Origin of the sequence: Mesorhizobium sp. M0590 (assembly GCF_040320905.1) — a bacterium.
Classification (GTDB): Bacteria; Pseudomonadota; Alphaproteobacteria; order Rhizobiales; family Rhizobiaceae; genus Mesorhizobium.
The window spans coordinates 64534-90701 of sequence record NZ_JAMYQN010000013.1 but is presented as its reverse complement, the minus strand read 5'-3'; the positions used below and the strand labels follow the sequence as shown (position 1 = coordinate 90701).

The 26168-nt window shown below is 61.3% G+C and carries 20 protein-coding genes; 10 read left to right on the top strand and 10 right to left on the bottom strand.

Features of this window, described 5'->3' with window-relative positions; translation table 11 throughout:
* Positions 1 to 43 precede the first annotated feature (43 nt).
* Positions 44 to 2128: an ABC transporter substrate-binding protein gene (locus NKI52_RS21385; RefSeq protein ID WP_352569049.1), complete on the bottom strand. Its 2085-nt coding sequence runs from the start codon at positions 2126 to 2128 to the stop codon at positions 44 to 46.
* Positions 2129 to 2246: 118 nt separating this feature from the next.
* Positions 2247 to 3713, bottom strand: coding sequence for an alpha-glucosidase/alpha-galactosidase (locus tag NKI52_RS21380; RefSeq protein WP_352449637.1), 1467 nt, complete (start codon positions 3711 to 3713; stop codon positions 2247 to 2249).
* A 199-nt stretch (positions 3714 to 3912) separates the two neighbouring features.
* Here NKI52_RS21380 and NKI52_RS21375 point away from each other — a divergent pair, with 199 nt between their 5' ends.
* The 6 genes from NKI52_RS21375 (at position 3913) to NKI52_RS21350 (ending at position 9126) form a co-directional block, all read left to right on the top strand.
* Positions 3913 to 4788, top strand: a complete 876-nt coding sequence (locus NKI52_RS21375) for an AraC family ligand binding domain-containing protein (protein WP_502897782.1) — start codon at positions 3913 to 3915, stop codon at positions 4786 to 4788.
* 369 nt (positions 4789 to 5157) lie between these two features.
* Complete coding sequence (locus NKI52_RS21370) at positions 5158 to 5292, top strand: hypothetical protein (RefSeq protein WP_352472518.1); 135 nt, start codon at positions 5158 to 5160, stop codon at positions 5290 to 5292.
* On the top strand, positions 5289 to 5726 hold the full coding sequence (locus NKI52_RS21365; protein WP_352569048.1) for a CBS domain-containing protein: 438 nt from the start codon (positions 5289 to 5291) through the stop codon (positions 5724 to 5726). The genes NKI52_RS21370 and NKI52_RS21365 overlap by 4 nt, the downstream gene beginning before the upstream one ends.
* A gap of 114 nt (positions 5727 to 5840) precedes the next feature.
* Entirely contained in the window at positions 5841 to 6767 is a 927-nt protein-coding gene (locus tag NKI52_RS21360) for an NADP-dependent oxidoreductase (RefSeq protein WP_352449638.1), read from the top strand.
* A gap of 359 nt (positions 6768 to 7126) precedes the next feature.
* Positions 7127 to 8818 carry an FAD-dependent oxidoreductase gene (locus NKI52_RS21355; RefSeq protein WP_031211893.1) on the top strand — a complete coding sequence of 564 codons (1692 nt, stop codon included), beginning with the start codon at positions 7127 to 7129 and terminating at the stop codon, positions 8816 to 8818.
* Entirely contained in the window at positions 8815 to 9126 is a 312-nt protein-coding gene (locus tag NKI52_RS21350) for a UBP-type zinc finger domain-containing protein (protein WP_036238601.1), read from the top strand. Before NKI52_RS21355 ends, NKI52_RS21350 begins: the two co-directional genes overlap by 4 nt.
* 118 nt (positions 9127 to 9244) lie before the next feature.
* Here NKI52_RS21350 and NKI52_RS21345 read toward each other — a convergent pair whose 3' ends face one another.
* The 3 genes from NKI52_RS21345 to NKI52_RS21335 all read right to left on the bottom strand — a co-directional run bounded on the left by NKI52_RS21345 (position 9245) and on the right by NKI52_RS21335 (position 13573).
* Positions 9245 to 10414 (bottom strand): GNAT family N-acetyltransferase, encoded by a 1170-nt coding sequence (locus NKI52_RS21345; protein WP_352699412.1) that lies wholly within the window; start codon positions 10412 to 10414, stop codon positions 9245 to 9247.
* Positions 10411 to 11406, bottom strand: a complete 996-nt coding sequence (locus NKI52_RS21340) for a sterol desaturase family protein (RefSeq protein ID WP_352679376.1) — start codon at positions 11404 to 11406, stop codon at positions 10411 to 10413. Before NKI52_RS21340 ends, NKI52_RS21345 begins: the two co-directional genes overlap by 4 nt.
* A 238-nt stretch (positions 11407 to 11644) precedes the next feature.
* The gene (locus tag NKI52_RS21335) at positions 11645 to 13573 is read right to left on the bottom strand and encodes a heparinase II/III family protein (RefSeq protein ID WP_352699410.1); all 1929 of its coding nucleotides are present in this window, start codon (positions 13571 to 13573) and stop codon (positions 11645 to 11647) included.
* A gap of 116 nt (positions 13574 to 13689) precedes the next feature.
* On the opposite strand from NKI52_RS21335, the gene NKI52_RS21330 reads away from it, so the two are divergent.
* Both NKI52_RS21330 and asnB read left to right on the top strand, forming a co-directional pair.
* Entirely contained in the window at positions 13690 to 14931 is a 1242-nt protein-coding gene (locus NKI52_RS21330) for a glycoside hydrolase family 5 protein (protein ID WP_352699408.1), read from the top strand.
* A 168-nt stretch (positions 14932 to 15099) separates the two neighbouring features.
* Positions 15100 to 17025, top strand: a complete 1926-nt coding sequence (gene asnB, locus NKI52_RS21325) for an asparagine synthase (glutamine-hydrolyzing) (RefSeq protein WP_352699406.1) — start codon at positions 15100 to 15102, stop codon at positions 17023 to 17025.
* Here asnB and NKI52_RS21320 read toward each other — a convergent pair.
* Positions 16999 to 18117, bottom strand: coding sequence for a glycosyltransferase family 4 protein (locus NKI52_RS21320; protein ID WP_023677163.1), 1119 nt, complete (start codon positions 18115 to 18117; stop codon positions 16999 to 17001). The genes asnB and NKI52_RS21320 overlap by 27 nt on opposite strands.
* 169 nt (positions 18118 to 18286) lie before the next feature.
* Here NKI52_RS21320 and NKI52_RS21315 point away from each other — a divergent pair, with 169 nt between their 5' ends.
* On the top strand, positions 18287 to 19726 hold the full coding sequence (locus tag NKI52_RS21315) for a lipopolysaccharide biosynthesis protein (protein ID WP_352576415.1): 1440 nt from the start codon (positions 18287 to 18289) through the stop codon (positions 19724 to 19726).
* Positions 19727 to 19770: 44 nt separating this feature from the next.
* On the opposite strand, the gene NKI52_RS21310 is transcribed toward NKI52_RS21315, so the two are convergent.
* Genes NKI52_RS21310 through wecB form a run of 3 tightly spaced genes read right to left on the bottom strand, consistent with a single transcriptional unit; the run spans position 19771 to position 23049 of the window.
* On the bottom strand, positions 19771 to 20574 hold the full coding sequence (locus NKI52_RS21310) for a WecB/TagA/CpsF family glycosyltransferase (protein ID WP_031211886.1): 804 nt from the start codon (positions 20572 to 20574) through the stop codon (positions 19771 to 19773).
* Positions 20571 to 21902 carry a UDP-N-acetyl-D-mannosamine dehydrogenase gene (gene wecC / locus NKI52_RS21305; protein WP_023677160.1) on the bottom strand — a complete coding sequence of 444 codons (1332 nt, stop codon included), beginning with the start codon at positions 21900 to 21902 and terminating at the stop codon, positions 20571 to 20573. Before wecC ends, NKI52_RS21310 begins: the two co-directional genes overlap by 4 nt.
* The gene (gene wecB, locus NKI52_RS21300; protein ID WP_023677159.1) at positions 21895 to 23049 is read right to left on the bottom strand and encodes a non-hydrolyzing UDP-N-acetylglucosamine 2-epimerase; all 1155 of its coding nucleotides are present in this window, start codon (positions 23047 to 23049) and stop codon (positions 21895 to 21897) included. Before wecB ends, wecC begins: the two co-directional genes overlap by 8 nt.
* A gap of 201 nt (positions 23050 to 23250) precedes the next feature.
* Here wecB and NKI52_RS21295 point away from each other — a divergent pair, with 201 nt between their 5' ends.
* The gene (locus tag NKI52_RS21295) at positions 23251 to 24693 is read left to right on the top strand and encodes a glucosamine inositolphosphorylceramide transferase family protein (protein WP_245274719.1); all 1443 of its coding nucleotides are present in this window, start codon (positions 23251 to 23253) and stop codon (positions 24691 to 24693) included.
* A gap of 19 nt (positions 24694 to 24712) precedes the next feature.
* Here NKI52_RS21295 and NKI52_RS21290 read toward each other — a convergent pair whose 3' ends face one another.
* Complete coding sequence (locus NKI52_RS21290) at positions 24713 to 26023, bottom strand: VpsF family polysaccharide biosynthesis protein (protein WP_352455347.1); 1311 nt, start codon at positions 26021 to 26023, stop codon at positions 24713 to 24715.
* Positions 26024 to 26168: the final 145 nt, after the last annotated feature.

The following is a 26168-nucleotide window of genomic DNA, read 5'->3' as shown; positions in this document are numbered from 1 at the left end:
CGCCAACTGGCGCGGCCGGAGTTGTCAGTCAGGGGAGGTAAACCTAGTTCATCGGGCCCTTGTCTCCGGGCTTGCCGGGAAGCTCTTCGGGGAACAGCTCGTATTTGGCCTGCTTGTCGGCAGCGACAAAGACCCGCTCGCGGACAATCGAATCCTCGGCCCAGTTGAACATGAAGATCGGCGTGCCCTGCGGGATGTTGGAGAAGCGTTTGTTGATGATCAGCGCGCCGGGATATTCCGTCAGGCCGACATTGTAGACGTGCTCGGTCGAGATCTTCTGGAACTCTCTCATCAGGCTGGCGCGCTCGTCATTGTCCGCGGACGAGACAAATTTGTTGACGATGTCGACGAGGTCCTTCTCGAAAGGCATCATATCGACCTCGCCGTTTTCCGGCGCACGATGGTCCCAACTGGTTCGTGGACCGACCGGGGCCAGTTGATCGGTATTCTGGACGACGGAAGTCAGCTCCTGATCGTTGCGCCGTACCAGCCAGTCGAAGCGGCCGGAGTATTGCGAGGCATCGCGCTGGGTGCCGTTGAGTCCGTTGAGCACGATCCGAAGCCCTAGCTTTTCCATCTGGGCGACTACACCTTCGGCAAGGCTCTTGTCGGTAGTGTAGTCGTTGTTGACGAGCATCACGATCTCGACATTCTTGCCGCCGGCGGTACCTGCAGGAAAATTGACGAAGCCGTCGCCGTCCGTGTCTTTCAGGCCTGCCTTGGCGAGTTCCGCCTTGGCGCCTTCGAGATCGAAGGGGTAGTAGACCGTCGACTTCCGGTCGTAGAAGCTCGTGCCCGAGGATAAGCCGCCCGGATAGATGGCAGTGAACGGACCCTTGACCAGCGAGTCGCCGAGCGCCTTGCGGTTCAGCGCCATGGTGACGCCCTTGCGGAAATCCTCGTTGCGGTTCAGCTCGCGTATCGCCTGTCCGCGCTCGTCGGGGTTGCCCCAGCCATTGGCTGAGAAATTCATGCGCAGATTATAGCCGATCAGCCGCGCGCCGAACGCAAGCCGTGCCGGTGCGTCCTTTTGCGCCGCGCGCTTCAGCGAGGCAACGAAGTTCTCCGGCTGCTCCAGATTGGAGAAGTCGCCGGCTCCCGCGACGGCCTGAACGTCGCGGTCGGCCCAGGTCGACAATTTGTAGTGCAGTTCATTGAGATACGGCAGTTGGTTGCCCTTCTCGTCGACCTTCCAATAGTACGGATTGCGACGCATGACGATGATGTCGTCGGGGCGGTATGCCACCGGCACCCAGGCACCCATCACCGGCATGTTCATATATTCCGGCGGGAACGCGTTCTTGAACTGCTCGTAGGTGTTCTTCGAATATTTCGGATGCTGCGGCTTGAGGATATGCGACGGGCCCGGACAGAAGGTGCCGTAAGCCATGGCGTAAAGGTATTGTTTCGGAAAGGCGTCCTTGAACGTCCACTCGACGGTGTAGTCGTCGATTTTCTTCAACGTCGTGCCGACGCCGAAGGTCTCCTGCGTCGCGCCGTTCAGCGGCGACACATTGGGGTCGATCACCTCGTCGTCCCAATAGAACATCACATCGTCGGCGTTGAATGGAACGCCGTCCGACCATTTCGCGCCCTCGACCAGATGCATCGTCAGCGTGTGGCCGTCCTTGGACCAGTCCCAACTCCTGGCGAGGTTCGGCAGCGGCTCCGTGTCCTTGGCCTCGACCTGGAAAAGCGGCGCGGTGCGCGTCAGGCATTCGGAAAGGCCGATGTCGATGCCGCCCCAGCCTTGCGTCTGGCCGGCGCCATAATTCCAGCCTTCCGGCCGGCCGCCGATGACATGGCGCATCGTATCGCCGTAAACGCCGATGCCATCCGGCATGTTGCCGGTCTTGAAGACCAGCGGCTCCTTAGGCAAACGGTCCTTGACCGGCGGCAGCTTGCCCGCCTTGACGTATTTCTCGGTGACCCAATCCGGTTCGTGATATTCCGGCAGTGCCTTGAATTCCAGGATGGAGTCGCGCGCGACGTATTTGATCTTTCCCTCGGCGGGGAATTGCGCGGGCACCGGCGGCACGGTCGGCTCGGATGCATACGCGTTCAGCGCCGAGGCCGAGACGCTAAGCGCCAGCCCGGCGAGAATGCCAATGTTTCGAAAATTCCTCATCGTCTCTCCTCCCTGTTTGTTCAGGAGCGCGTTGACGCGCTCCATTTCTCCTCGAACGAATGTACAGACGGGTGCGGAAAATTCTCCCGAAAGCTCGCCGCGATCCACCCGGTGAAATTCACACGGCCTGCTTGAGAGCCGTTTTTTCCGCACGCAATTCCTCGATCGAACGGACGTCGCGCCTTGCCGCACCGGCCCATTCGCGGGTCTTGATCCTGGATTTCGAAAGCCGTTCCTTCGCGGCCGGCACCGCATCGGCATATTGCGGCAGCCAGCGAGCCTGGGCGACGACCATTTCGTCCACCATTTGCCAAACCTCTTCCGGCGTCGAAACCGCGCCGACCAGCGGGTCGTGCAGGACCGCGAGCTTCAGCAGGTCGATATCGCCGGAGATCGCCGCATGAACCGACATGCGCTGGACGTTGATGGAGGAAATGCAAGTGGCGGCGCAGGCCTCCGGCAGCGTGATGCCGGAGGCCATGTTGATACCGAAGCGGTCGACGAAGCCGGGCGACTCGACGATCGCGTCCTGCGGCAGGTTGGTGATGATGCCGTTGTTCTTGACGTTGAAATGGCCGCGATAAACGCGGTTCGTCTCCAGCGCCTCGAGAATGTGGCTGGCATGCTCGTTGGAGCGCTTGGCGGGGTCTATCGGCCTGGCGGCGGATTCCAGAAATTGCGGGAACTCCGTTTCGAACCAGTTGCGTGTTTCGGTCGAATAACGAAGGTAGCCGCCGGTCTCGCCGTGGATCCAGTCGGACATGTCGATCCAGCGGGTGATTTCGTCCGGCCGCTTGCGATACCAGGGCAGGTATTCGGAAAGATGGCCGTTGCTTTCGGTCGAATAGACGCCGAAGCGCTTCAGGACATCGATGCGCAGCTTTTCCTGCTGCGAATAGACCGGATGCGCCTCGAAGGCGGCAACCAGCTCGTCCTTACCGATCTTGCGGCCGTTGAGACGCAGGTCGATGAACCAGGTCTGGTGATTGATGCCGGAGCAGACGTAGTCGAGCTCGGTGCGCGACTTGGCGCCGAGCACTTCGGCGATCTGGTCGGCGCCATGCTGGACGCCGTGGCAGAGGCCGACGGTATCGACCCTGCCATATTCGATCGCCGCCCAGGTGTTCATAGCCATCGGATTGGCGTAGTTCAGGAATTTCGCCCCAGGCTCGGCGACTTCGAGGATATCCTTGCAGAAATCGAGGATTACCGGAATGTTGCGCTGGCCATAGAGGATGCCGCCGGCGCAGATCGTGTCGCCGACGCACTGGTCAATGCCATACTTCAAGGGAATGCGGATGTCGTCCGCATAGGCTTCGAGACCGCCGACGCGAACGCAGCTGATGATGTAGCGGGCACCCTCGAGGGCAGCACGGCGGTCTGTCGTTGCCGTAACCTTGGTCGGCAGCCTGTTGAATTCGACGACCCTGTCGAGGATCGACTTGATCATCTGGAGGTTGCGCTCGCTGAGATCGGTCAATGCGAATTCGACATCCCTGAATTCAGGAACGCACAAAATGTCTGTGAAGAGCTTCTTGGTGAACCCGACGCTTCCCGCACCGATGATAGCGATCTTGAAACTCATCAGCCTCACCTCGACCTGATCGAACGCTGGGGCAAAGGCGGCGAAAAGAGGCCTGGCCCGCCTGCCACGCTATGCAGGCTGGAATCCAGCATTTCCTCCCATCCGCTCTTTGACCGCGGTTTCTTTTGCTTTTCTCAAGGGATTATGCGCCTTATTCGGCACGCGACCAGAGAAGGATTATGCTTTTAGGGGTAATTTTGTGCTGCGGAACTTGATCGACATCGGGCCGGCGGGCAGGACGGTATCGCTGCCGCGCGGGCGCCAGCGCCTACACACCATGCCGACAAGCACCGGCTATGAAGTGCGCGAGAACGAGGTCTACGACTGGGATGGGCGCAAGCGCGGCCTGACGCCGTTTACCGTGCTCCAGCATACGATCAGCGGCGCCGGCCGATTGCGCTACGAGAACCGGAACTACCGCCTGCAAAAGGGCGACACTTTGCTGGTTCTCGTGCCGCACAACCACCGTTACTGGCTGGCCAAGGGCGAACGCTGGGAGTTCTTCTGGATATCGATGAACGGCGAGGAGGCACTGCGCATCCACAAGTCGATCCTTGCCGCCGTCGGTCCGGTGCTGCGGCTGCAGCCCTCGACGATCGATCATCTGGCTGATTGCAGTGTGCGCCTGATCACGGGCGCGGTCTCGCCGGGAGCCGCCTCGGCCGTCGCCTATGAAGCAGCCATGGCGCTCTACGACGATGTCTTCGGCTCGCATGCCGTCACAGACGACAAGAGCGCCATGCAGCCGGTCATCGATCACATCAGGGCCAATCTCGACAGGCCGCTCCGCGTTGCCGATCTCGCTGAGATCAGCGGCCTGAGCCGCGCGCATTTCTCGCGCTGCTTCGCCGAGAGTGAAGGTCTTCCGCCCGCCGAATTCGTGCTGCAGCAGCGACTGCAGCGCGCGGCGAAGTTGCTCACGAAGGCCGATTTCCTGCCGGTCAAGGAAGTCGCCATCATGTGCGGCTTCGAGGATGCCAATTACTTTTCGAAGGTCTTCCGCCGCCTCTACGGCATCAACCCGACGCAGTTCCGCACCAACGGAATGTATGCCAGCCTGGGAACCGCCCGATAGATTGGCACCGCGCGTGGCGTCGGAAGCGGGAACGCTTTTGCTTCCCCTTGGTTTAGGACAAGAGAGCCTGATCGCCGCTGCCGCACCCCCGCTCTTGGCGGAGATCAGGTCACAGTTGTCAGGGGAGTGACCGATGAACAATCCCGATCCGAATAACCCGAATCCACTGCCGGACAATCCCAATCCGGAGCCGGCCCGGCCGCCTGCCCCGCCGGAGACTCCGCCGGGAGAACCTCCAGGCGTACCCCCGCCCTCGCCGGATCCAATTCCGACGCCGGACCAGGAGCCGATCGGAGTTCCTCCCGGCACGCCTTCCGAAATTCCTTCGGAACCGACCTTTCCCGGGCCGACCGCCTGAAGGGCGGTCGGGTGGAGGATGGCAAGGGTGATTTCGGCGAAGCGCTCGAAACGGGTCTTGCCATGGAACGTTTTGCGCTGGCGCTCATTCACCCTTTCATCATGGAAACCGGCGGCGGGCCCTGCAACCAAGGGAGGTTAAAATGAAAGTCGGCAACTGCATGACAAAGGACGTCGAGATCGCCAGTCCGCAGCAAACCCTGCGCGATGCGGCAGAAATGATGGGTCGCCTCGACGCCGGCGCAATGCCGGTGGGCGAGAACGATCGGCTTGTCGGCATGGTAACCGATCGCGACATCGCAATCCGCGGCGTCGCCCAAGGCAAGACACCTGACGCCAAGGTACGGGAAGTGATGAGCACCGAGGTCAGGTATTGCTTCGAAGACGAAGACGCGGAGGATATTCTGCGTAACATGGCTGACCTGAAAGTGCGCCGCTTGCCGGTGCTGAACCGCGACAAGCGCCTGGTCGGCATCGTTTCGCTGGGCGACCTCGCCACCAACAGCGAGACGGCGACAGCAGGTGAAGCGCTGAGCGGCATCTCGCAACCCGGCGGCGAGCATTCGCAAACGATACACTGACGGCGCACCACCGGCCGGCCTTTGCTACGACCGAACCGCCGGCTGGATAGACGCCGGCCCTGCCGGCGAAACTGTTCAGAGCGAACTGGACTGCAACCCGACGAGGAGCAAGCCATGATTACGATGAAGGCCGTCCGAATCCACGATTTTGGTGGACCGGAGGTTCTTTCGCTGGACGCGGTTCCGTTGCCTCAGCCGCATGACGACGAGGTCACGCTCAAGGTCTACGCGGCAAGCGTCAATCCCGTCGACTACAAGGTTCGCGAGGGCTCTTCGGGCGCGGATCTGCCCGTCACGCTCGGCCGCGACGTATCCGGCGTGGTGGAACTGTGCGGCACGCGGGCCCATACGCTGAAGAAGGGCGATCCGCTATATGCCATGCTCGGCAACGACCGCGGCGGCAACGCCGAATATGTCGTCGTCAAGGCAACGGAGGCGGCGGCGAAGCCGCAACGCTTAAGCCACGCCGAAGCCGCCGCCGTGCCACTTGCGGGCCTTACCGCGTGGCAAGGCCTTTTCGATCACGGCGGCCTCAAATCCGGGCAGCGGGTCCTTATCCATGGCGGCGCCGGCGGCGTCGGTCATCTGGCGGTGCAGTTCGCAAAGGCCGCGGGCGCGTTTGTCGCGACGACCGTGTCCGCGCAGGATTTCGATTTCGTCCGCGCGCTTGGCGCCGACCAGGCGGTCGATTACAAGAACCAGCGCTTCGAGGAGCTTGTCGAGGACGTCGACCTCGTCTTCGACCTGGTAGCGGGTGAAACACAGGACCGCTCGTGGGACGTGCTCAAGCCCGGCGGGACGCTCGTCTCAACGCTTTCCGAGCCGTCGGCGGAGAAGGCCCGCCTGCATCGGGCTCGCGGCGTTTCCTATTTGACCAAGCCGAACGCGGCGCAGCTTGCCGAGATCAGCCGCCTCATCGACGCCGGGAAGGTCAGGCCATTCGTGCAGGCAATCTATCCTCTTGAGGAAGTCGCCAGGGCCGAGGAACAGCTCGAGAAGCAGCATACGCGCGGCAAGATTGTGCTTCAGGTAGCTGCCTGAGCACTCGCCGAACAACAGGCCGCAGGCCAGTTTGCGGAGTGCTCGGACACAGGCCGTTTTCTGCTGTCCAGAAGCCCGGCGGCCGAGAGTTTGACACAGGACGGCCCGCCGGGCCTGGCCGGCTTAGGCAGGTGCCGGCTGAAGCAGCATGCGCCGGGTTTGCCGGGATGCACAAATCAAACAAATCAAGGAGATGCAACGGATTTTGAGGCACGTCGCGACGACATCGTCGCACGGCCGCCGTCAGTTAACTGCGAAGCGAAGGACACAGCGTTTACCGACAGGCGGGCTAGGTTCCTACCGGCCGCAAGCCGCAAAAACCGCTTCAAACTGTCGGAAACCGGCGATAGGTTCGAACCATGTCTCAACCCGCCAATCCGATCTCCATTGCCCGTCGCGATCAGATGTTTCCAGTGCTGGCTGAGGCAGAACTGGACCGCATGGGCCGTTTCGGCGAAGCCGTGTCCTATGCTGCAGGCGAACAGATCGTCAAAGCCGGCGAGCTGGCGCCCGGTCTGATCGTGGTCCTGTCCGGCAAGGTGGATATCATCCAGGGCGGCAGCTTCGGCCGGCGCGAAACAATCGTCACGCACGGTGCAGGCAATTTCGTCGGCGAGTTGGCGCAGCTTTCAGCCCGACCCTCACTAGTGGATGTGGAGGCGGTCGAGCCGGTCGAGGCGCTCGTCATCCCCTCGCAAAGGCTGAGGGACCTGATGGTGCAGGAAGCAAACCTCGGCGAGCGCATCATGCGGGCGCTGATCCTGCGCCGTGTCGGCCTGCTCGAGAGCGGCACAGCCGGCCCGATCATTGTCGGACCGGTCGACAGCGGCGACGTTTTGAGGCTGCAAGGTTTTCTGGCTCGCAGCGGTCAGCCGCATCGCGTTCTCGATTCGGCTGCCGATCCCTGCGCCAGGACCCTGATCGAACGCTTCCATGTCGATATCCACCATTTGCCGATCGTGCTCTGTCCGAACGGCAAGCTGCTGCTCAATCCCGGAGAGAACGAGCTTGCCCGCTGCATCGGCCTGGTGAGGCCGATCGACGCCGGCAAGCTGTACGACGTGGCCATTGTCGGCGCCGGACCGGCCGGCCTCGCGGCGGCCGTCTACGCGGCTTCCGAAGGGTTGTCGACGATCGTGCTCGATTGCCGTGCCTTCGGCGGACAGGCGGGTGCCTCCTCGCGCATCGAGAACTACCTCGGTTTTCCGACCGGCATTTCGGGAATGGCGCTGATGGCGCGCGCTTACAACCAGGCGCAGAAATTCGGCGTCGAGATGGTGATACCGGACGAGGCGAAGCTGCTGGGCAGCGCAAGCGACACGTCCGGTGCCCACTACACGCTCGCCGTCGGCGGCGGGGAGACCGTGCGGGCACGGTCGGTGGTGATCGCCAGCGGAGCGCGCTATCGCCGCCTCGACATGGCAAACCTGGCGCAATTCGAGGGAACCTCCGTGCATTACTGGGCTTCGCCGATCGAAGCGCGGCTTTGCGCCGGGCAAGAGGTAGCCCTTGTCGGCGCCGGCAATTCGGCTGGTCAGGCTGCCGTCTACCTGGCGGCGCATGTGAAGAAGGTATGGCTGCTGGCGCGCGGCAGCAGCCTCGATGCGAGCATGTCGCGCTATCTGGTGGAGCGCGTCAGGGCACAGCCGAACATCGAAGTGCTGGCTGAGACGCAGATTGCGGCACTGGAAGGCGACGACGGCAATCTTGGCAAAGTGCGCTGGCGCAACCGCGACACCGAGACAGCACGTCCGATCCGCCACCTCTTCCTGTTCATCGGCGCCGATCCGAACACCGACTGGCTGGCGCAATGCGGCGTGGCGTTGGACGCGAAGGGCTTCGTTCGCACCGGGCCTGACATTGGCCAGGAACGTGGTGCACTGGAGACGAACCGCGGCGGGGTGTTCGCCATCGGCGACGTGCGCTCCGGCTCGATCAAGCGCGTCGCCGCTGCCGTCGGCGAAGGCGCCCAGGTGGTTGCAGCGCTGCATGCATATCTCGCGCGAAACGGCAGTCTCGCCGTGGCGCCACAACTGGTCAGGAGCGTATGATGGCAGACGAATGCAGGCACGCCGGGGACATTCGCGACGTGACACCGAGCGCGCTCGGCTGCGAGGAATGCCTGAAGAGCGGTTCGCAGTGGGTGCATCTGCGGCTCTGCCGCACATGCGGCCATGTCGGCTGCTGCGACGACTCGCCCAACCGTCATGCCACCAAGCATTTTCGGGCAACCGGCCATCCTGTCATCGAAGGCTACGATCCGCCGGAAGGTTGGGGATGGTGCTACATCGACGAAATCTTCCTCGACCTCGGCGACCGCACCACGCCGCAAAACGGTCCGATACCGCGCTTCATTTGAGCTTTTTGCGAGCGGGCCGCTACAGCAATTCCAGGAAAAGTGTGAACGGTTTTCATCCGGAATTGCGTCAAAACAAAAGATGGAGCTGTTCGGCGTTTCCGTGAAACGATGAACCGTTCTAGTCCAAGGCTGCTTCGGCTTGAGTGGGCGTATCGCGTCCCTCTGGTGGTGCCGATGAACGCTCGCGCATATGCCTGACGGTCTGGAGGACACGATCGGCAAGAGATGCAAGCGCACCCTGTGCCGTGCGCGTCCCGATGACCGATTCCAGCGTAACCGACTGCGTTGAGAATTTGTGTTTGAACGACTCTGCGCCACAGAGGAAATCGACCATGCTCAAGCCGTGATCGATCGACCACTGCACGTAATCCATCAACAGGATCACACCTGGCGACGCCCGGCCGAAATCCGGATCGAACGTCGTCACGAAGGCCATCATCATGTCGTGCTGGACGAAGTTGATCGACACCGCGACCATCACGCCATTGCATTCGAGGACGAAGATATGCAGCACGCCGGCGCGCGCCAACGCATCGACGAGCGCGGCGAGTACCGGCACGCCCTCTTCGAAGAGGTCTGATTCACGCATGCGCTCGGTCAGCCATTTCCGCTTCAAGGCCGCGAGGCGCTCCAGTACCGGTTGCAGCGGCTCGTCGGGCGCAAGCAGGCGAAATCTCACCTCTCCGGTTTCTTCCAGCGCCTTGATGCCGCGCCGATAGTTCTGGCGCGTCTTTTTCGACTGGTCCGCCAACCATGCCGCTCCGCTTTCCCATTGTCCAGCAACGCGATAGCTGACTTCCGTTCGGTGAAAGTGACGAAGCCTGATGCCGCCGGAGGCTCCCGGCGTGAAAATTTTGCGGGCCGCCGCATCCGGCGAGAGACGGCTGATCAAGGCAAGATCGAAGCCACCTGCATCGCAGAGTTGGGTCCATAGCTCCTGCAGCGCCGATAACGAGCATTCCGGAGCAACGAGAATATCCCCATAGTCGGTATAGCTGCCGGCCGCCCATTCGAGAAACCGCAGCCCCCTGCGCCTGCCGATCGCGAGCGGAACGACAGCAACGAGTCTCTCGCCCTTCCAGACCAGGCCGATCCGCAACGCGCGCTGGTCACGGCGTTGTACGGTACTCCACCATGCCGAAATCCAGGCATGGCTTTGAAAGATCAGCCCGTCGGTACGATGCCAAAGCTCCATCCAAGCGGCTTCGACCGCAGCCAGGCGATCCGCCGAACGGACGATTTCCAGGCGCTCCGCGCCTAGGACGTCGATGGAAACAGCGGTGTTCATGAAGGAGAACTGTCCTGTGGCTGCGCGACCACATTGGGCCGTCTGTGAAACAGTCGCATGACATGCCTTGCCATCTTCTTGAGCGGCAGGATGTAGAGCCCAAAGAGCGACTGGTAATCGCGCACATCGCGATCGACCAGGCCAAATTTCAGGTCTTCCTCCGGCTCCGGGACAAATTGCGTTCCGAATAGACGATCCCAGAATGAAAAAAGCAGGCCGAAATTCTTATCGTAGTGACGCGGGTCGATGCTGTGATGCACCTGGTGCCAGTGCGGACACAGGATGATGTTGTTCAACGGGCCGAACGATATCTTGAGATGGGTATGGCGAACAAAGTCCATCATCAGGATGTTGCGGATGACGTAGACGTTGATGCCGAAAATAGCGACCTCTACCGGATCGAGTGCGATCAGGCTCCAGACACCGAAGCAGATGCCCGGGATGACGCCATCCCACATACGGTTCATCAGATCGTCCAGCGGATGAACCCGGTCCTTGGTGATCCCCACCATCACCTCGGCCGAATGATGTACCTTGTGCAATTCCCACAGGAACGGGAAACGGTGCTGGGCGACGTGGTAGAGGTAGTATGAAATATCATAGGCGACCAGCATGGTTGCGGTGAAGATGACGATCGTCACCGGTCCCGCCGGGCCGCCGAGAAGCGGCGCGTGGATGTTAAGGAGCCAGCCAATTGCCTCGCGTGTACCATAGCCAACCGCGACGACGAAGGTGACGCCGGCAGGAATGAGCAGGAAAGGCATCATCGCCCGTTTCGTGATCCAGAACAGGGCGTCGGCTCGCGCCGACGGGTGCAGGATGACTTCCTGTGGGAAGGCGAAGTCGAAAAAGTCCCTGAGGGACTTATGTTCGGCAGTTCGCCAGTAGGCGATCACCGCGCTGCCCAGTGCGGTGAGGAGAAGCAGGCCGAGCGTGGTCAGATTGACGTTCGAAAGCTTTTCCACAATCGCTCTGGCAAATTCGGAAAACATTGATGCAGCGGCTCCAGGTCGTAAGAGGGCAGTCTGGGGTCGTAAGAAGGCGATCTGGCGAATAGCAAAGCACAAAATTCCCGCCAAACTCGCTACGCCGCCTGCAACCAGTGGCTGTTGCGGGGCGCAGCGGGCAAAGCAGGCTGGATGGTGCGAGACTAGCAGATCAACGGTAACGAAACCGCTAAATGTCCAAACGTAATTAATGTCGAATACGGCTGGAACTCGCCCGGCAACTCTACGTTGGCACCGATTTTTGCTGTTGCGGCGGGTGAATTGGGGCAAGATGGATATCGATCCCGGCTTCGCCCACTTCACCGTGCCAGGCGAGGCGTTCGGCTTGCTGCCTGGTGCCAAAACGCAGTGAAACCCAACCGCCTTGGCCCGGCATGTCACCGCCGGCGCCGATATCGAGCGCAGCATCAGGAAAGCGGATGGCCAACAGTACCTCGTCGCCGCGCAATACCGTGACCGTCTCTTCGTGCCGGTCGGCATGGAGGCCGGCGGCCAGTTGGAAGACGATCTCGGACTGGCGCCTGCCGCCGAGCAGTTGGTCGGTGATGAGGATGCCATCGGCCTGGCGCGCCAAAGTGCGCTGATGCACGACGCCGAAGCGGCTTCTATAGCCGTCATGCCGGGCGCTCAGCCTCCAGTGCGGTCCCGGCTCGCTCTCCACCAGCGCTGCGACTGCCTTGTGCGACCAGTTGAAATTTCCAGCGATGGTGCTTTGGCTCTCGCCCTCGATGTTGAGCGTGTTGTGCGCCGGTGTGGAGCGGAACCAGTCGCGCCATGCGCCTCCCGAACCGTAGAGCCAGGTGCCGGGATCGACCAGCACCGGCTCATCGTCGATGCACAGGGTGAGCGACAGCGCGTCGGCATGGCCGTGCGCCGCTATCGAGAGATAGCCGAGCGGTCCATGGTCGAACGTCAGTTCGACATTGCGGCCATTCATTGCTCCGCGCCAGACGGAGAGCCCGCCTTGCGTGAATGTCTGCAAGCCATGCACCGCGGGCGCCGGGCCTGACGGCGCACCAAAGAAAAGCGAACGAAAATCGTCAGGCTCCGGCGCGTTGCCCGGCGTCCCCAGTAAGCCGTGGATGGCGGCCGCGACGGATCGGATATAGTTCGGCTCGTCGCCCAGCTTCAGCACATGGCCCTCATCGTCGTCGCCGAAGCGGGCGGCTTTCTGTGGCAGCCAGCCGACGAAATTGGCGAAGGCGCCCAGACGCGCTTCGACGGCCGAGGGAAACGGCGTTCCCGCCTGGCGTGCCGCGGCGGCGCACAGCAAGATGAGTTCGGCGCTGAAGGCTGCATAGGTCGGCGTTTGCTCGGCACCGGCGCCGTCGGCAAGAATCTGCTTGTGCGTCTCATTTAAGAGGGCGCTGCGGGCAATTTCGGATTCGGCCCCGAGCGCCAGGCAAACCAGATATTCGCCAGCCAACTCTGCGACGAGATGGTTGTTGGCGGAGGAATATCGCGACGGAAACCGCGGCAGCCAATAGGCGCTTGCCGCGAGTATCTCACCAGCTTTCCGCAGCGTCGCCGGGTCAAGCCGGTCACCGATAAGGTCCAGGGTGACGATCAGGCTGATGGCTCGCAGCGCTACTTCGATGCCGGAAGCCCAGCCAATGCCTCGGAACGGCGGATTGGCGGAATGCCAACTGCCGATTGCCGCCTCAATGGCACTCCGGGATCGATTGTCCTCGCTGAGGAGCAGGTGTGCAGCCAGTACTGGCAATTGCTGCAGCCGGTTGACCTCCCAGACATATTTTATATCGCCAAGGTCGCCGCCATCGCGAAAATCGATATCGAAAGTATGAGCCTCGGCGCCAGGCCAAAGCCTGCCGGTTACCGGATCAAGACGCCAAAGCTCAGCAGGAAACAAAAGATCGGGCTCACGCTTTGGCCATGTCCGCCCGAGTGCCGAAAACCGGCCATGAAGCATCTCTTGCGCGGCCGCCGCTATGGCCTGCCGTTGAGCGTCGGTCGCTGCCAGCGCAGCATGGCGAAATCCGGGCAGCACTGGGTGCAACTGCGGCGATGGATAGCGCTCCCACCCATCATCGCGGCGGCGCGACACGATCCTTCGACGTTGCTCGCCCAGCCGGTGCAACACCTCGGCCGGTCCCATGCTGCGCAATCGGTTGATGTACCAGCCGATTCTCATGCACGCCCCGTCAACGTTTCGGTCCTTGTATACCATGCCGTCGAAAAGCTGCGGGCCGGCAATCTTCTTTCCCGTTCGTTGCGGTTAATATCTCCCGCGAGCATGCGGAGGGAGCGATGCGAAAAGCGGTGTATGTTGTTGCCTGGGTGCTCGCCTTGCTTGTGGCGGCCGCGGCAGAGCCCATCCCTCTCAAGCGCGGCGTTGGCGTGCATCAGTGGCTCAACTGGTCGCCGGTGGAGAAAGACGGAACCTACGTTTGGCCGCCCTATCGCAGCGAAAAGGAGTGGCTTGCGGAAAGCAGGCCGCTCACCGACTGGCCGGCCGGGGAGGTGTTTGCCCACATCCGATCGATGGGCTTCGACTTCGTCCGGCTGAGCGTCGATCCCGGCCCGCTGCTTGCCAGCGGGGACGCCAAGCGGCAGCAGGCGCTGGACATACTTGCCGCCGCCGTTGAGCGGATCACGTCGACCGGCCTCAAGGTGGTTTTCGACCTGCATGGCGTCACTCAGATTCCCGACTACAGCATGGAGATGATCTATGGCGGCGCCGACAGCGAGGGCGTTGCCCGCTATCGTCAAATGGTTGTGGCGGTCGCCGCCATGCTGGTCAAGATAGGGACCGACAAAGTCGCCCTCGAACCTTACAACGAGCCCGCATACTACCCTTGCGATGCGAGCGGCAGCGATCACTGGCAGCGGATCATGGCAGGGACCGTCCACGACATTCGAGCGGTCAGCAGCGAACTTACCATCGTTGCAACCGGCGCCTGCGGCGGCAGCATTGCCGGATTGGTCAACCTCAGCCCCAGCTTTGATGACCCAAACCTCTATTACAGCTTCCATATGTATGAGCCGCACAGCTTCACCCACCAGCGGCCCGATGACACGATCAGCTTTGCTTCGGGACTTCCCTGGCCGGCCGACAGCAGTACACCCGAAGTGGTGACCGAAACCCTTAGAGCGCGGATGGAAGCTGCCGGCTTGAGCAGGGTCGAGCAGGTCATGAACATGGCCACCGCGCGCCAAGCAATCGCGAACTATTTCGAGCAGAACTGGGGCCAGAGCCAACTGGAGGCGAGCTTTCGCCAGGCTGTCGACTGGGCTGAAGGCCATGGCATTCCCAGCCGGCGGCTCTTCATGGGCGAATTCGGCGCTATCCTCATGTCCGCGGACGGCCGCATGGGCGCCTTTGAGGCCGACCGTTCGCGCTATCTCAAGGCAGTGCGCCGAGAGGCCGAACGCTTCGCGATCCCATGGTCTGTCTGGGAGTTCTCCAATCCCTATGGGATGAGCCTCATCCCGCCCGATGGCCCCCCGGTTCCCGACCCGGAGATGCTGCAGGCATTGGGCCTGCCATAGGTGCCGTCACTCCCTCTCACCGGTGAATAGCCGGCGGCGAACCTTGACCGCCGGGCCTGATCGAGGAACGGCCTGTGGCAGCTTTTCTCGCGGTTGGGTTGTGTTGGCACGAAGTGTTTAACACATTTGTTGTACTGAAGTGAGGAATGCGCGCGCCTAGGGGGAACGATGTGTGGAATTGCCGGATGGATCGGTCGAAGGGCTAAAAATCCACAAGAGCGGGCCGCCAGAATGTCAAACGCATTGCGGCATCGCGGTCCCGATGCCGAAGGCACCGAGATATTGGACCTGAATACCGGCGAGCAACAATTGGCATTGGTCCATCGCCGCCTGGCGATCATTGACCTGGCGCCCGAGTCAAATCAGCCGATGCAGATTGAGGACGGTCGTCTCAAAATAATTTTCAACGGAGAGATATATAACTACATCGAGTTGCGCCAGGAACTGATCGGCCTTGGCCATCATTTTCGAACGCGCTCCGATACCGAGGTGCTGCTCCGAGCCTACGATCAGTGGCGCTTGTCAATGTTCGACCGGCTGAGCGGCATGTTTGCCTTTGCACTCTGGGATGCTCAGAGGCAGGAATTGATCCTCGGCCGGGATCCCTTCGGGGAAAAGCCGCTTTACCTCATGCAAAGCGAAAGATTGCTGCTGTTTGCCTCGGAGATCAACGCATTGTTGTCGGCGCAGCAAGATGCGCAGCAACTCGATCTGGATGCCGTGGACGAGTATCTGAACTGGCGTTATGTGCCGGGACCACGCACGCTTTTTAAACAGATTCGCAAGCTCAATCCCGGAAGCTATGCTGTCTGGTCGCAGGGGGTAGTCAAGGAAACGCGTTACTATACGCCTCCGGACCAGGCGGCCCTGACCGAACGGATCGACCGAAAAACCGCCAAGCGGCGATTTCTGGAACTGCTCGACCATTCCGTCGAGATCAGGATGCGCAGCGATGCACCTTTTGGAGCCTTTCTCTCCGGAGGACTCGACTCCTCGGCTATCGTCGCCCTGATGGCCAGGCATAGCGCCACGCCCATTCGCACGTTTTCCGTCGGGTTCGACGACGCAGCCTATAGCGAACTTGGATTCGCCCGGCGCGTTGCCGATCATTTCAAGACCGATCATTGCGAACTTGTCATCCAGCCAGGCGATCTGATGGATCACCTGCCCGCGATGGTTCGCCAACGCGGGGGACCTGTTTCGCAAAGCAGCGATATTCCAATTTACCTGATGTCGGAGCGCGCCTCGCAGGACATCAAGATGGTGCTCACCGGAGAAGGAGCCGACGAGCTTCTCGGCGGCTATCCCAAGCATCGCGCGGAATCACTGGCCGGGATCTACCAGTCGCTTGTTCCAGCCTCGCTGCACGATAACGTCCTTTCCCCTTTGGTACGCGCCATGCCGGGCGCGTCGGCCAAGGTCGATACGTTTGCCCGCACCGCGGGCGAAAGGGACTTTGCCGCCCGGATGGTCTCCTGGTTTGGAGCCGTTTCGGCGCAGCAGCGCGCTTGCCTGATCGGCGCGTCCGCAAATCGACGTTATGAGCGCAACGACTTTCCGTTCTCGTCAAGCGCTGCGGCCTCCCATCTTCGCCGCGTGCTGTTTTTCGATCAGACATCGTGGCTGCCTGACAATCTCCTGGAACGAGGCGACCACATGATGATGGCCGGTTCAATCGAAGGAAGAATGCCGTTCCTCGATCGCGACCTGGTTTCATTCGTCAGCAAATTGCCCGATCGCTACAGGCTGGGTTGGTTGCACAGCAAGCAGATCCTGCGCGACAGCATGGCCAATATCCTCCCGGAGGAAATTCTCAGCCGCCGCAAGGTCGGGTTCAAGGTACCGGTCGCCGAATGGTTTCGCGGATCGATGAGGAACTACGTGCATGACCATCTTTGCTCGCCTCACTCCGTCATTCGCAGCTATCTGAGTCCGAAACAGCTAGATCAAATCGTCTCGGAACACACCACGCGTGCTGCAGACCACGAAAAGCTGATATGGGCGCTGTTGAATTTGGAGATATTCCACCGCGAATTCAGGCTCGACGCGCCGCCGCGATCGTCGGCCTCAGCGCTTGACCGGTTGACGGCTTGACACGGCCGACCGCCAGACATCGCAGATTGCGCCAACAAACGGGGCGAGCTCAAGCCGTTCCCGATGCACGGCCATGGCACCGGCACCAAGCTTTGCCCGCAGTGCCGGGTTCTCCACGAGGCGGCTCAGCGCCTCGGTCAACGCTGTAACATCGCCTGGCGGCACCAGCAGCCCGGATTGCCCGTCGGTGATTATGTCTTCGACGGCGCCAACCGGGGTCGCCACCACCGCCAAACCGGCTGCCATGCCTTCGATCACCGACATCGGCAGATTTTCGGCGAAGGATGGAAGAACCAGAATATCGGCCGAAGAAATCAGCGATGCGACATCGTCCGGTCCCACCCAACCCGGAAAGGCGATCCGGTCTGCAATCCGCAGCGCGGCTGACTTTGCCCGTGCCGCCTCGACTTCGCCATCGCCGGCAATCGTGGCGCGCCAATTCTTGACAGGGCTCATGCGGTGCAGTGCCTCGAGCAATTGCGGTACGCCCTTGCGGTCGCCGATGCGGCCCAGGAACAGGATATGCACATGGTCGCCGCCGCCGACATGCGCCAGCGACGGGACTTCGGTCGCATTGGGCACGATCACGATATTGCCGGCTGCGCCCGGCGCCCGGCTGGCGACGAAATCGCGCCAAAGTCTGCCCAAAACGATCACCCGATCGGCATGCTCGAACAGAGCTTTGATACGGCGGCTTATGAAACCGCGGTCGGCTTTCCAGAATGTCTGATACTGCGCCCCGTGCAAATGCAGGACATAGGGTATCGACAGCAGCCGTGCGCAGGCGGCGATCACCATCTTGCGGTAGGTGCTGCCGGAAACTGAGATGTTGATATGAATGACATCGGCGCGTCCAGCCAGACGCGCTTTAAGCATCCGTAAGCAAAAACCGAGCATATAGAAGATCGAAAGTCCGACATGCCCCGGGCCACGACTGGCAAGAAAGCGCACATCGATGTCGGTGATTTCTTGCCGTTCGAACTCCTGCTTCAGCGCCCCCATGATGCGGTCGATGCCGCCCTGCCCCGAAACGCCCGAGGGCGTCGCGACCAGGACATGTATTTTTCGATCGGATATGAGGCGCTGCAACATGATGGTACTCTAAATAACACAGACCGGGTAACTGCAAAGCAAACGTTCCCGATAAGGTTTACGGCAAATCTTTTAGTTCAAACTGAATCTGTTCACCCTTCGGCATCATCGGGCTGGATTTTCCGCCAGTCGGCGGCTAGTCGAAGGTGAGTTTTCCAGGGACACGCCCTTGCTGCTCCGTTCCACGCTCATTTATGCTCCGGCGATCCTGCTGACGCGAATTTCGGCGCTGCTCCTGCTGGTCGTCGTGACGCGTTTGATCGACCAGACCGAGTATGGCCTGCTCACCCTGGTGGTGACCGTCGGGGAAATGACCGACATTGCCGTCACCAACTGGCTGCGCATCGCCTTGCTCAGGCTTGGCGGCAAGGGCGAAGTCAGCCGCGGCAGCCTGATGCTGGCCGGGCAGGTGTTGCTTGCCACCACGGCACTGGCGCTGGTCATATCGGTAGGCGCGTCGGCGGTGATCGTGCCTGAACGCTGGGTCGAGTTCGCGATCGCAGTCTGCGGCTATCTGGTCGCCGGGTCCATCAGCCGCTTCGCGTTGACGGTGCTGCAGATGCAGCAGCGCCATTCGGTCTATTCGATGCTAGAAGCCCTGCGTGCCCTGCTGCAACTCGCGTTACCGATCGGCGCTATCCTCGTCTTTCAGGATAGCTTTCTGACGGTGTCGCTCGGCTCGAGCCTCGGCGCCTTGATTGCCGGCATCGTGGCGGGCATCATGGCATCGCGACGGCTCGTTGCCGGTCCGCCGCGCTTCACCCACAGGGACTTCTTTGCGCTCGGTGTGCCGCTGATCATCATGGCGCTGGTAGGCTTCGGGCTCAACAGCGCGGAGCGTCTGTTCCTCAAGATCTATTACGATGCCAGCGCTGTGGCGATCTTCGCCGCAGCCTATGCGCTGGCCCGCCAGCCGATCGACATGGTCGCCAACGCCATCAACATGGGCGCCTTTCCCGAGGTGGTCAGCCGGTTCGACGAGGATGGGCCCGCGGCGTCGGGCCGGCTGCTGTCGCAACTGATGGCGCTGATGATGCGGCTTTGCCTGCCTATTGCAGCGATGCTGGTCGCGCTCAGCAGCGATATCACCGAGCTCATGCTGCCCTCGCAATATCACGGCCGCTTCGGCCTGCTGTTTCCGATCATTGCCTTCAGCGTGCTGTGCGCCAACCTCACCAGCTTCGTCTATGGCGTCGTAGTGCACGCGCACAAGCGGCCGTGGCTGCTGATCATCGCCAATCTCTTCGGCTCGGTGGCAACAATCGCATTGTCCCTGCTGTTGATCCCCCCGATGGCGGAGATCGGCGCCGCTTTGGCGCTGGCGGGCGGCTCGGTGGTGGGCTCCATAACCTGCATCATCATCAGCGAGCGGCTCACACCGGTGCCGGTGCCATGGCGCGACATCGGTGTCTCGGTGGTCATCTCGCTCAGCACGGGGGTGGCCGCCAAGCTTGCCAGCATGGTGCCCGGCGACGTGCCGGCAATCTTCTCGCTTGTCGCCGGCGGCACTGCCGGTGCTGCGGTTTTCTTCGGGCTGACCTCGTTGTTCCACCCTGTGGCAGCGACGCAATTCGTCGCCCAGCTGCGAGCGCGGCTACGGATCGCGTAAAGCGAAGTCCAGGGTCAACGCCTGTTTTGTGGGGGAACGCGAAACTATAAACCGGCGTTTCGGCGCCAGCGACGCTCCCAGAACTCTCGGCACAGCAGCCCTGCATAGGCAGTGTTGGTATCGTAGTAGCGGCGCCACAAGCGTCGCGGCTCCTGGACGACGCGGAACAGCCACTCCAGGCCGGCCGCTTGTATCAGCTTCGGCGCACGGGCAACCTTGCCCCCATAGACGTCGAAACTGCCGCCCACGCCCATCACGAAGCTTGAGGCGAGTTCATCGCGGTAGCGTTTGAGAAAGCGTTCCTTGCGCGGTGTCGGCATGGCCACCAGCAGGCAGTCGGCGCCCGAGGCGTTGATCGCCGCGACGATCCCGGCCTCGTCCTCCGGCTTGAAATAGCCGTTGCGCATTCCCGCTATGACGAGGCTCGGATGGTCCTTGGCAAGTCTCACTACAACCGCGTCGAGAACGTGCTGTTCGGCCCCCAGCAGATACGGCCTGAATCCACGCTTCGCGCAGAGGCTCAGCAGATTGATCATGATGTCGACGCCCGCCACCCGCTCGGGCAGCGCGACGCCGCACAGACGTGCACCCCAAAGCACGCCGATGCCGTCGACATTGACCACGTCCGCCCCAGCCACGTCCTCGCGCAGCTCGGCATTCTGGCGCATGGTCACCAGCTTGGCGACGTTCACGACCACATGATGCAGCGGCCGCCCCAGGGTCATCGCCTCGTCGGCGATGGCCAGTGTCTCGGCCATGGTCAGCGCATGGATCGGTGCGCCAAGGAACTCCCGGCGCCGTGATGCCAACAGGGAATGCTGCGCCCATGCCGGGGCGTGCGCGTTCATGCGGCCTGCTCCCTTGCAAGCGTCACTTGTGCGACCTCTGGTTTCTTGCCTTCGATGCGGGCGTCGGGCTTGCGTGCCTTGCGCCACGTCCACAGACCCCTCGTATCGACGAGCTTCTTGTCCTTGAGCGCTTCGGGGTCGACCAGATTGAACTGCCGATGGTCGACCAGGAGGACGACGATATCGGACTTGTCGATGGCCGAAAGTGCGTCGGTGAACACGATGCCCCTGCCCTCGAGCTCATGCGGCAGCGCATTTGTGTTGGGTTCAGCCGCAATGATCTTCACATTGGGGATATCGGACAGAAGTTTCACCACCTCGACGGCCGGGCTCTCGCGCAAATCGTCGATGTTGGCTTTGAAGCTGAGGCCAAGACAGGCGATCGTCTGTTTGCGGGAGGGGTCGAGCAAGGCCTCAATATCCCTGACCACCGACATGGGCCGTTCGGAATTGATCCGGCGTGCCGAAGCCATAAGCCGCGTGCTGTTGGGTGCGGCGTCGATGATAAAATATGGATCGACCGCAATGCAGTGACCGCCAACGCCCGGGCTCGGCTGGAGGATGTTCACGCGAGGGTGTCGATTGGCGAGATCGATCACTTCCCATACATTGAGCGACAGATCCTGACACACGGCGGCAAGCTCGTTGGCAAAGGCGATGTTGACGTCGCGGAACGCGTTCTCCGTCAGTTTCACCAGCTCAGCACTTTCGGCCGTTGTCATGAACAGGTCGCCGGTGACGAAGGTCGAATAGAGTGCCGCGGTCCGCTCCGACGATTTGCGGGACAATCCGCCGATCGAGCGATCGTTGTTGATCAGCTCGGTCAGCACCTTTCCCGGCAGCACACGCTCGGGCGAATAGGCGACCAGCACATCGGCGTCTTCGCCATGCTGGACAGGAAATTTGAGATCAGGCCGCAACTCGGCAAGCAGCCCGGTCATGATACGCGTGGTTCCAACCGGCGATGTCGATTCCAATACCACAAGGTCTCCCCGCTTCAGCACGGGGGCGATGCTTCGTGCCGCCGCGAGCACGTAGGTCACGTCCGGCTTATGATCGTGGGTCATCGGGGTCGGCACGGCGATGATATAGGCGTCCGCCGGCTGCGGCGTGCTGTAGGCCATGAGCTTGCCGTTCGCCACGACCTTCTGGATCAGACCGTCAAGGTCCGGCTCGACGATGTGGATTTCGCCGCGGTTGACCTTCTCGACCACCGCTCGGTTGACATCGACGCCAATGACGTTGAGCCCGCGGCTGGCGAAAATGGCGCAGGTCGGCAGGCCGATATAGCCCATGCCGATTACGGAAACGGTTTTGATTTCAGCCATGATGCAGCAGTTCCTCAACAATCCGGTTACTGGCCCGGCCATCGCCATATGGGTTGTGTCGTTCCGCCATGCCGCAATAGGCAGCCTGATCGTCGAGCAGGCGATTGGCGTTGAACAGGATTTTCTCGACGTCGGTGCCGACAAGACGGGCGGTGCCGGCCACGATCCCCTCGGGTCGCTCGGTATTTTCGCGCATTACCAGCACCGGCTTGCCGAGTGAAGGCGCTTCTTCCTGCACGCCACCGCTATCGGTAAGCACCAGATAGCTCTGCTTCTGCAGGTACAGGAACGGCAGATAGTCCTGCGGCTCGACCAGGTGGATGTTCGGCACGCCTTCCAGCTCTGCGTTGACCACTGAGCGCACATTGGGGTTTGGATGGACAGGGTAGACGATCTGCACATCTCCGCGCGCCGCCAATCCCTTCAATGCCGTACAGATGCGCTGGATGCCGCCGTCGAAATTCTCGCGGCGATGACCGGTGACGAGGATCATCTTCTTGGAAGGGTCGAGGAAAGGGAAGCGGGCAGCGAGCTTCGCGTTCATCAGCCTGTCAGCATCGATCGCGCTTGAAAAATGCAACAGCGTGTCGATCACCGTGTTGCCGGTCACGAAGATGGTGCTTTCGGCCTTTCCTTCGGCGATGAGATTGTCGCGCGCTTGAACGGTCGGCGCAAAATGCCAGGTAGCGATGTCGCCGGCAATCTTGCGGTTCAGTTCTTCAGGAAACGGCGAGTTGATGTTGTGGCTGCGCAATCCTGCTTCGACATGAGCGACGGGGACACGCTTGTAGAAGGCAGCCAGCGCCGCGGCCATTGCCGTGGTGGTGTCGCCCTGTACCATGACGATATCGGGCTGCGACTTTTCCAGCACCTCGGCCATGCCCAGGAGCACGCGCGAGGTCACGTCGAACAGCGACTGGCCGGGTTGCATGATGTTGAGATCGTGATGCACCGGCAGGCCGGTCAGCTCGACAACCTGGTCGACCATTTCACGATGCTGGGCGGTGATGCATATTTCGGTGATGAAGCCTGGATGAGCAAGGGCGGCACGCGCCACTGGAAAGCATTTGAGTGCCTCCGGCCTAGTGCCGAACACGATCAGCAGTTTCTGCCTGGATGGCAGTTTTGGACGTGAAAGGACGTTCATCGCTGATCCTGGTCGCCTGCAGCCTTCGGGACATGCCGACTATTGCCCGCAAGAGCCATAATAGCGCCGGAAAGCGCCTTCGTGATCTCAATTCTTAATATATGATTAACAACCAAGGCCGCGTTCTCCCGGTTTAACTCTTGTGAAAGGTTGGGCTGACAAGTAGTCTATGACAGTAGTCTTGAAAAAGAATATATTGGATTGACTAATATTTTAATCATCGGCCACGCCGACACATCCCGGCGCTGGGAAAATGAGCTTCTGGCGCGGTTGAGTGCAGCTGGACATGCGGTTTCGAGTTGCCGCGCGCCGACGCCTGAACCCAATGCGCGCACGATGGATAACGTGCTGGCGCTCGAGGGCCGGCGCTTCGGCCCCTCACTGGCAAGCCGTTCCCGGCCGTTGCCGTCCGGCGACACCGGCCCAGTCGATCTTATGGTCGATCTCACCGCTACCGCCGCACGACGGGGCACGCCTGTCCTGACGCTCGAATTTTGCGGCCAAAGCAGCTTTGCCGCGGGCATGACCGAGATGCTGGCGAGCGGGCGGCTGCCCGAACTCACCGCTCGGCTCGACGGCGTTGCCGTCGCCAGAGCGCGGCCGATGATCAGCGACCGGTTGTGGCTGTCTCGAACCAGCAACGACCTGCTCGCCGGCGCCATCTCCCTGATTGCCCAATGTGTCGCCCGCTTTTCCGCGGGCAAACTTGCGCCGATTGCCGAGAGCCCGGCGCCGCCCCTGCAGAAAGGCGGATTTATCGGGCACTATCTGCCCTTTTTCGGCAGGGGGTTGGTCGACCGCGCCGTGCAAAAACTGCGACGTGGTCGGCGCCCCTTCTATTGGCAGGTTGCTTATCGGCTGATCGACGGTCCAGGCGTCGCCGAAACCGGACAGCTGGATGGTAAGCCGTTCACCGTGCTTGCCGATGACGGGCAGCGCTTCTACGCCGATCCGTTCGTTCTCGAGCGCGACGGCCGTCATTTTCTGTTTGTCGAGGAGTTTCCCTACTCCACCGGCCGCGGGGTGATTTCTGTCGCTGAACTTGGCACCGACGGCACTTTCGGCGTGCCGAAAGTGGTGCTGGAGGAAGCGCATCACCTGTCATATCCGCAGGTGTTTGCTCACTCCGGCGAGATTTTCATGATCCCTGAAAGCGCTACGGCGCGAGAACTGGTGCTCTACCGTGCCGAGCAGTTTCCGGATCGCTGGGTACGCGATACGGTGCTGATGACGGACAGGGATTTCAACGACGCCACGCTGCTCGAATCCGACGGTCGCTTCTGGCTGTTGGGGACTGAGCGGTTCGGTCACGGCAGCGCGTCCGACACGATGGCCGTCTATTCCGCCCCGGCGCTGCGTGGGCCGTGGGCTGCGCACGCGCTCAATCCCGTCGCAGTCGACCACTCCGCCACTCGGCCGGGCGGCGCCTTTATCCGCCAGGGCGACGCTTTGCTGCTGCCGGTGCAAAACGGGTCTAGAGCCTATGGCGGCGGCCTGGGATTGATGCGGCTGGATCGGCTTGATGATTTCGACGTCCGTTTTGAACTGCCCCGCTCAATCGATCCCGGGCCGGCATGGGCTCGGTCCGGCATTCACACGCTCAATCGCGCGGGCGGTGTCGAGGTCGTGGACAGCGCCGGCTGACCGGATCCGAGGTCCGTGCTTAACGAGATCCAGCCGGGTTTGGGCTGGATGCAGCAGCCGAAGGCATGCTCTCGAGCGAGCCTCCATGGGGCTGCTTCCTGTAGGCAAGCAGCAACACCACGATGATCGTCATGTCCGGCGTTTTTGACGAAAGCGCGTTGTTTGACAGCGCGGCAAGCAAGAACGTTATGGTGCCGATCCATGCCGGCAGCGGCGCCCCGCGCAGCAGCCGGAAGACGAACCAGAATATCAGCGCTGTAAACAGCAGGGCTATGGGCAGGCCGAAGAGCAAGATAATTACCACCGGCGCGCTTTCGATGTAGGGCAGATGCAGCTTCTGCCGGACGATCGCCAGCAGGTCGTCAACGTTCATGCCGAACAGGATGTCGTTCCAGCTGACCAGTCCGAACACCTGATAAATGGTCACCCGGGCCATGAAGTTTTCGTCGAAGATGGTGTTGCTGAACCGATTCAGCAGACCGCCCGCAAACAGTACCGCTACGAGCACCGCGCCACCCGTCACGGTGAACATCAGCACGACAAATTTGGCCTGCCGCTCATATTTGAGCGACAGGCCCGGCCAAGGCACGAACAGCAGCAGAATGAGGATTTCGCCGGTGGCGAGCATCAGCGCGGCGCGAGCGCCCGATGCAGCGCAACCGATGAACAACAGGAAGATCGCCATCACCCGCGCCCATATGCGCCAGTGCGTCAGCGGCACGAATCCGATGGTTGTGGCGCAGAGCGCGCCCAGTGCCAGCGGATGGGCCGACAGGCCAGTTGGCCTGAATTGCAGTTCGTTCAACCCATAGGGCAACAGCCGATGTTGAGTCACCGCCTCGATGGTGCCGATGACAGCGCTCAGGATCGCCATTCCAAGCACGACGTCCCCCAGCGCCCGCCGCACCTCTGCATTCAATGCCAGCATCAACAGGCCTGTGGCGCCGGCCACCAGATAGGTATCGATGATGAACCCGGAGGAGCCCGCACGGCCGGTAACGAACAGATAGGGCACCAGCGCGAACATCAGCACCGAATAGCGGATCAACGCCTTGAATATTCCAATTTCGTCGCCGTGCAGCAGAAACGGCCGGCTGAAAAGAACGATAGGAAGCAGCAGGATGATCGCATAGGTGCCGAAATGCAGCTTCTCGTAGAACGAGCCTCCCTGGGCCGTATAGTCGACGACCATGTTCATCACCTGCGGTGATACCGTAAAGCGAAGCAGGAGCGCGAACGCTGCGCATAGGAAAAACAGCAGCGACAGCGCGTTCTGACGGCGCGCTCGGCTGGACGATAATCGTTCCGAAGCGGCAGCGGGATAGCTCATGGCCCATCCAAATGGCGATATTCGAACGGCATTCTGGGCAACGAAATCCCTTCAACGTCCGCCGGACGGACAGCGTGAGCGGTAAAATGGGCCAACTTGGAAAATAAGATGTTAACGATGTTTCTGTAGAGCAGGCCAAGCGTAA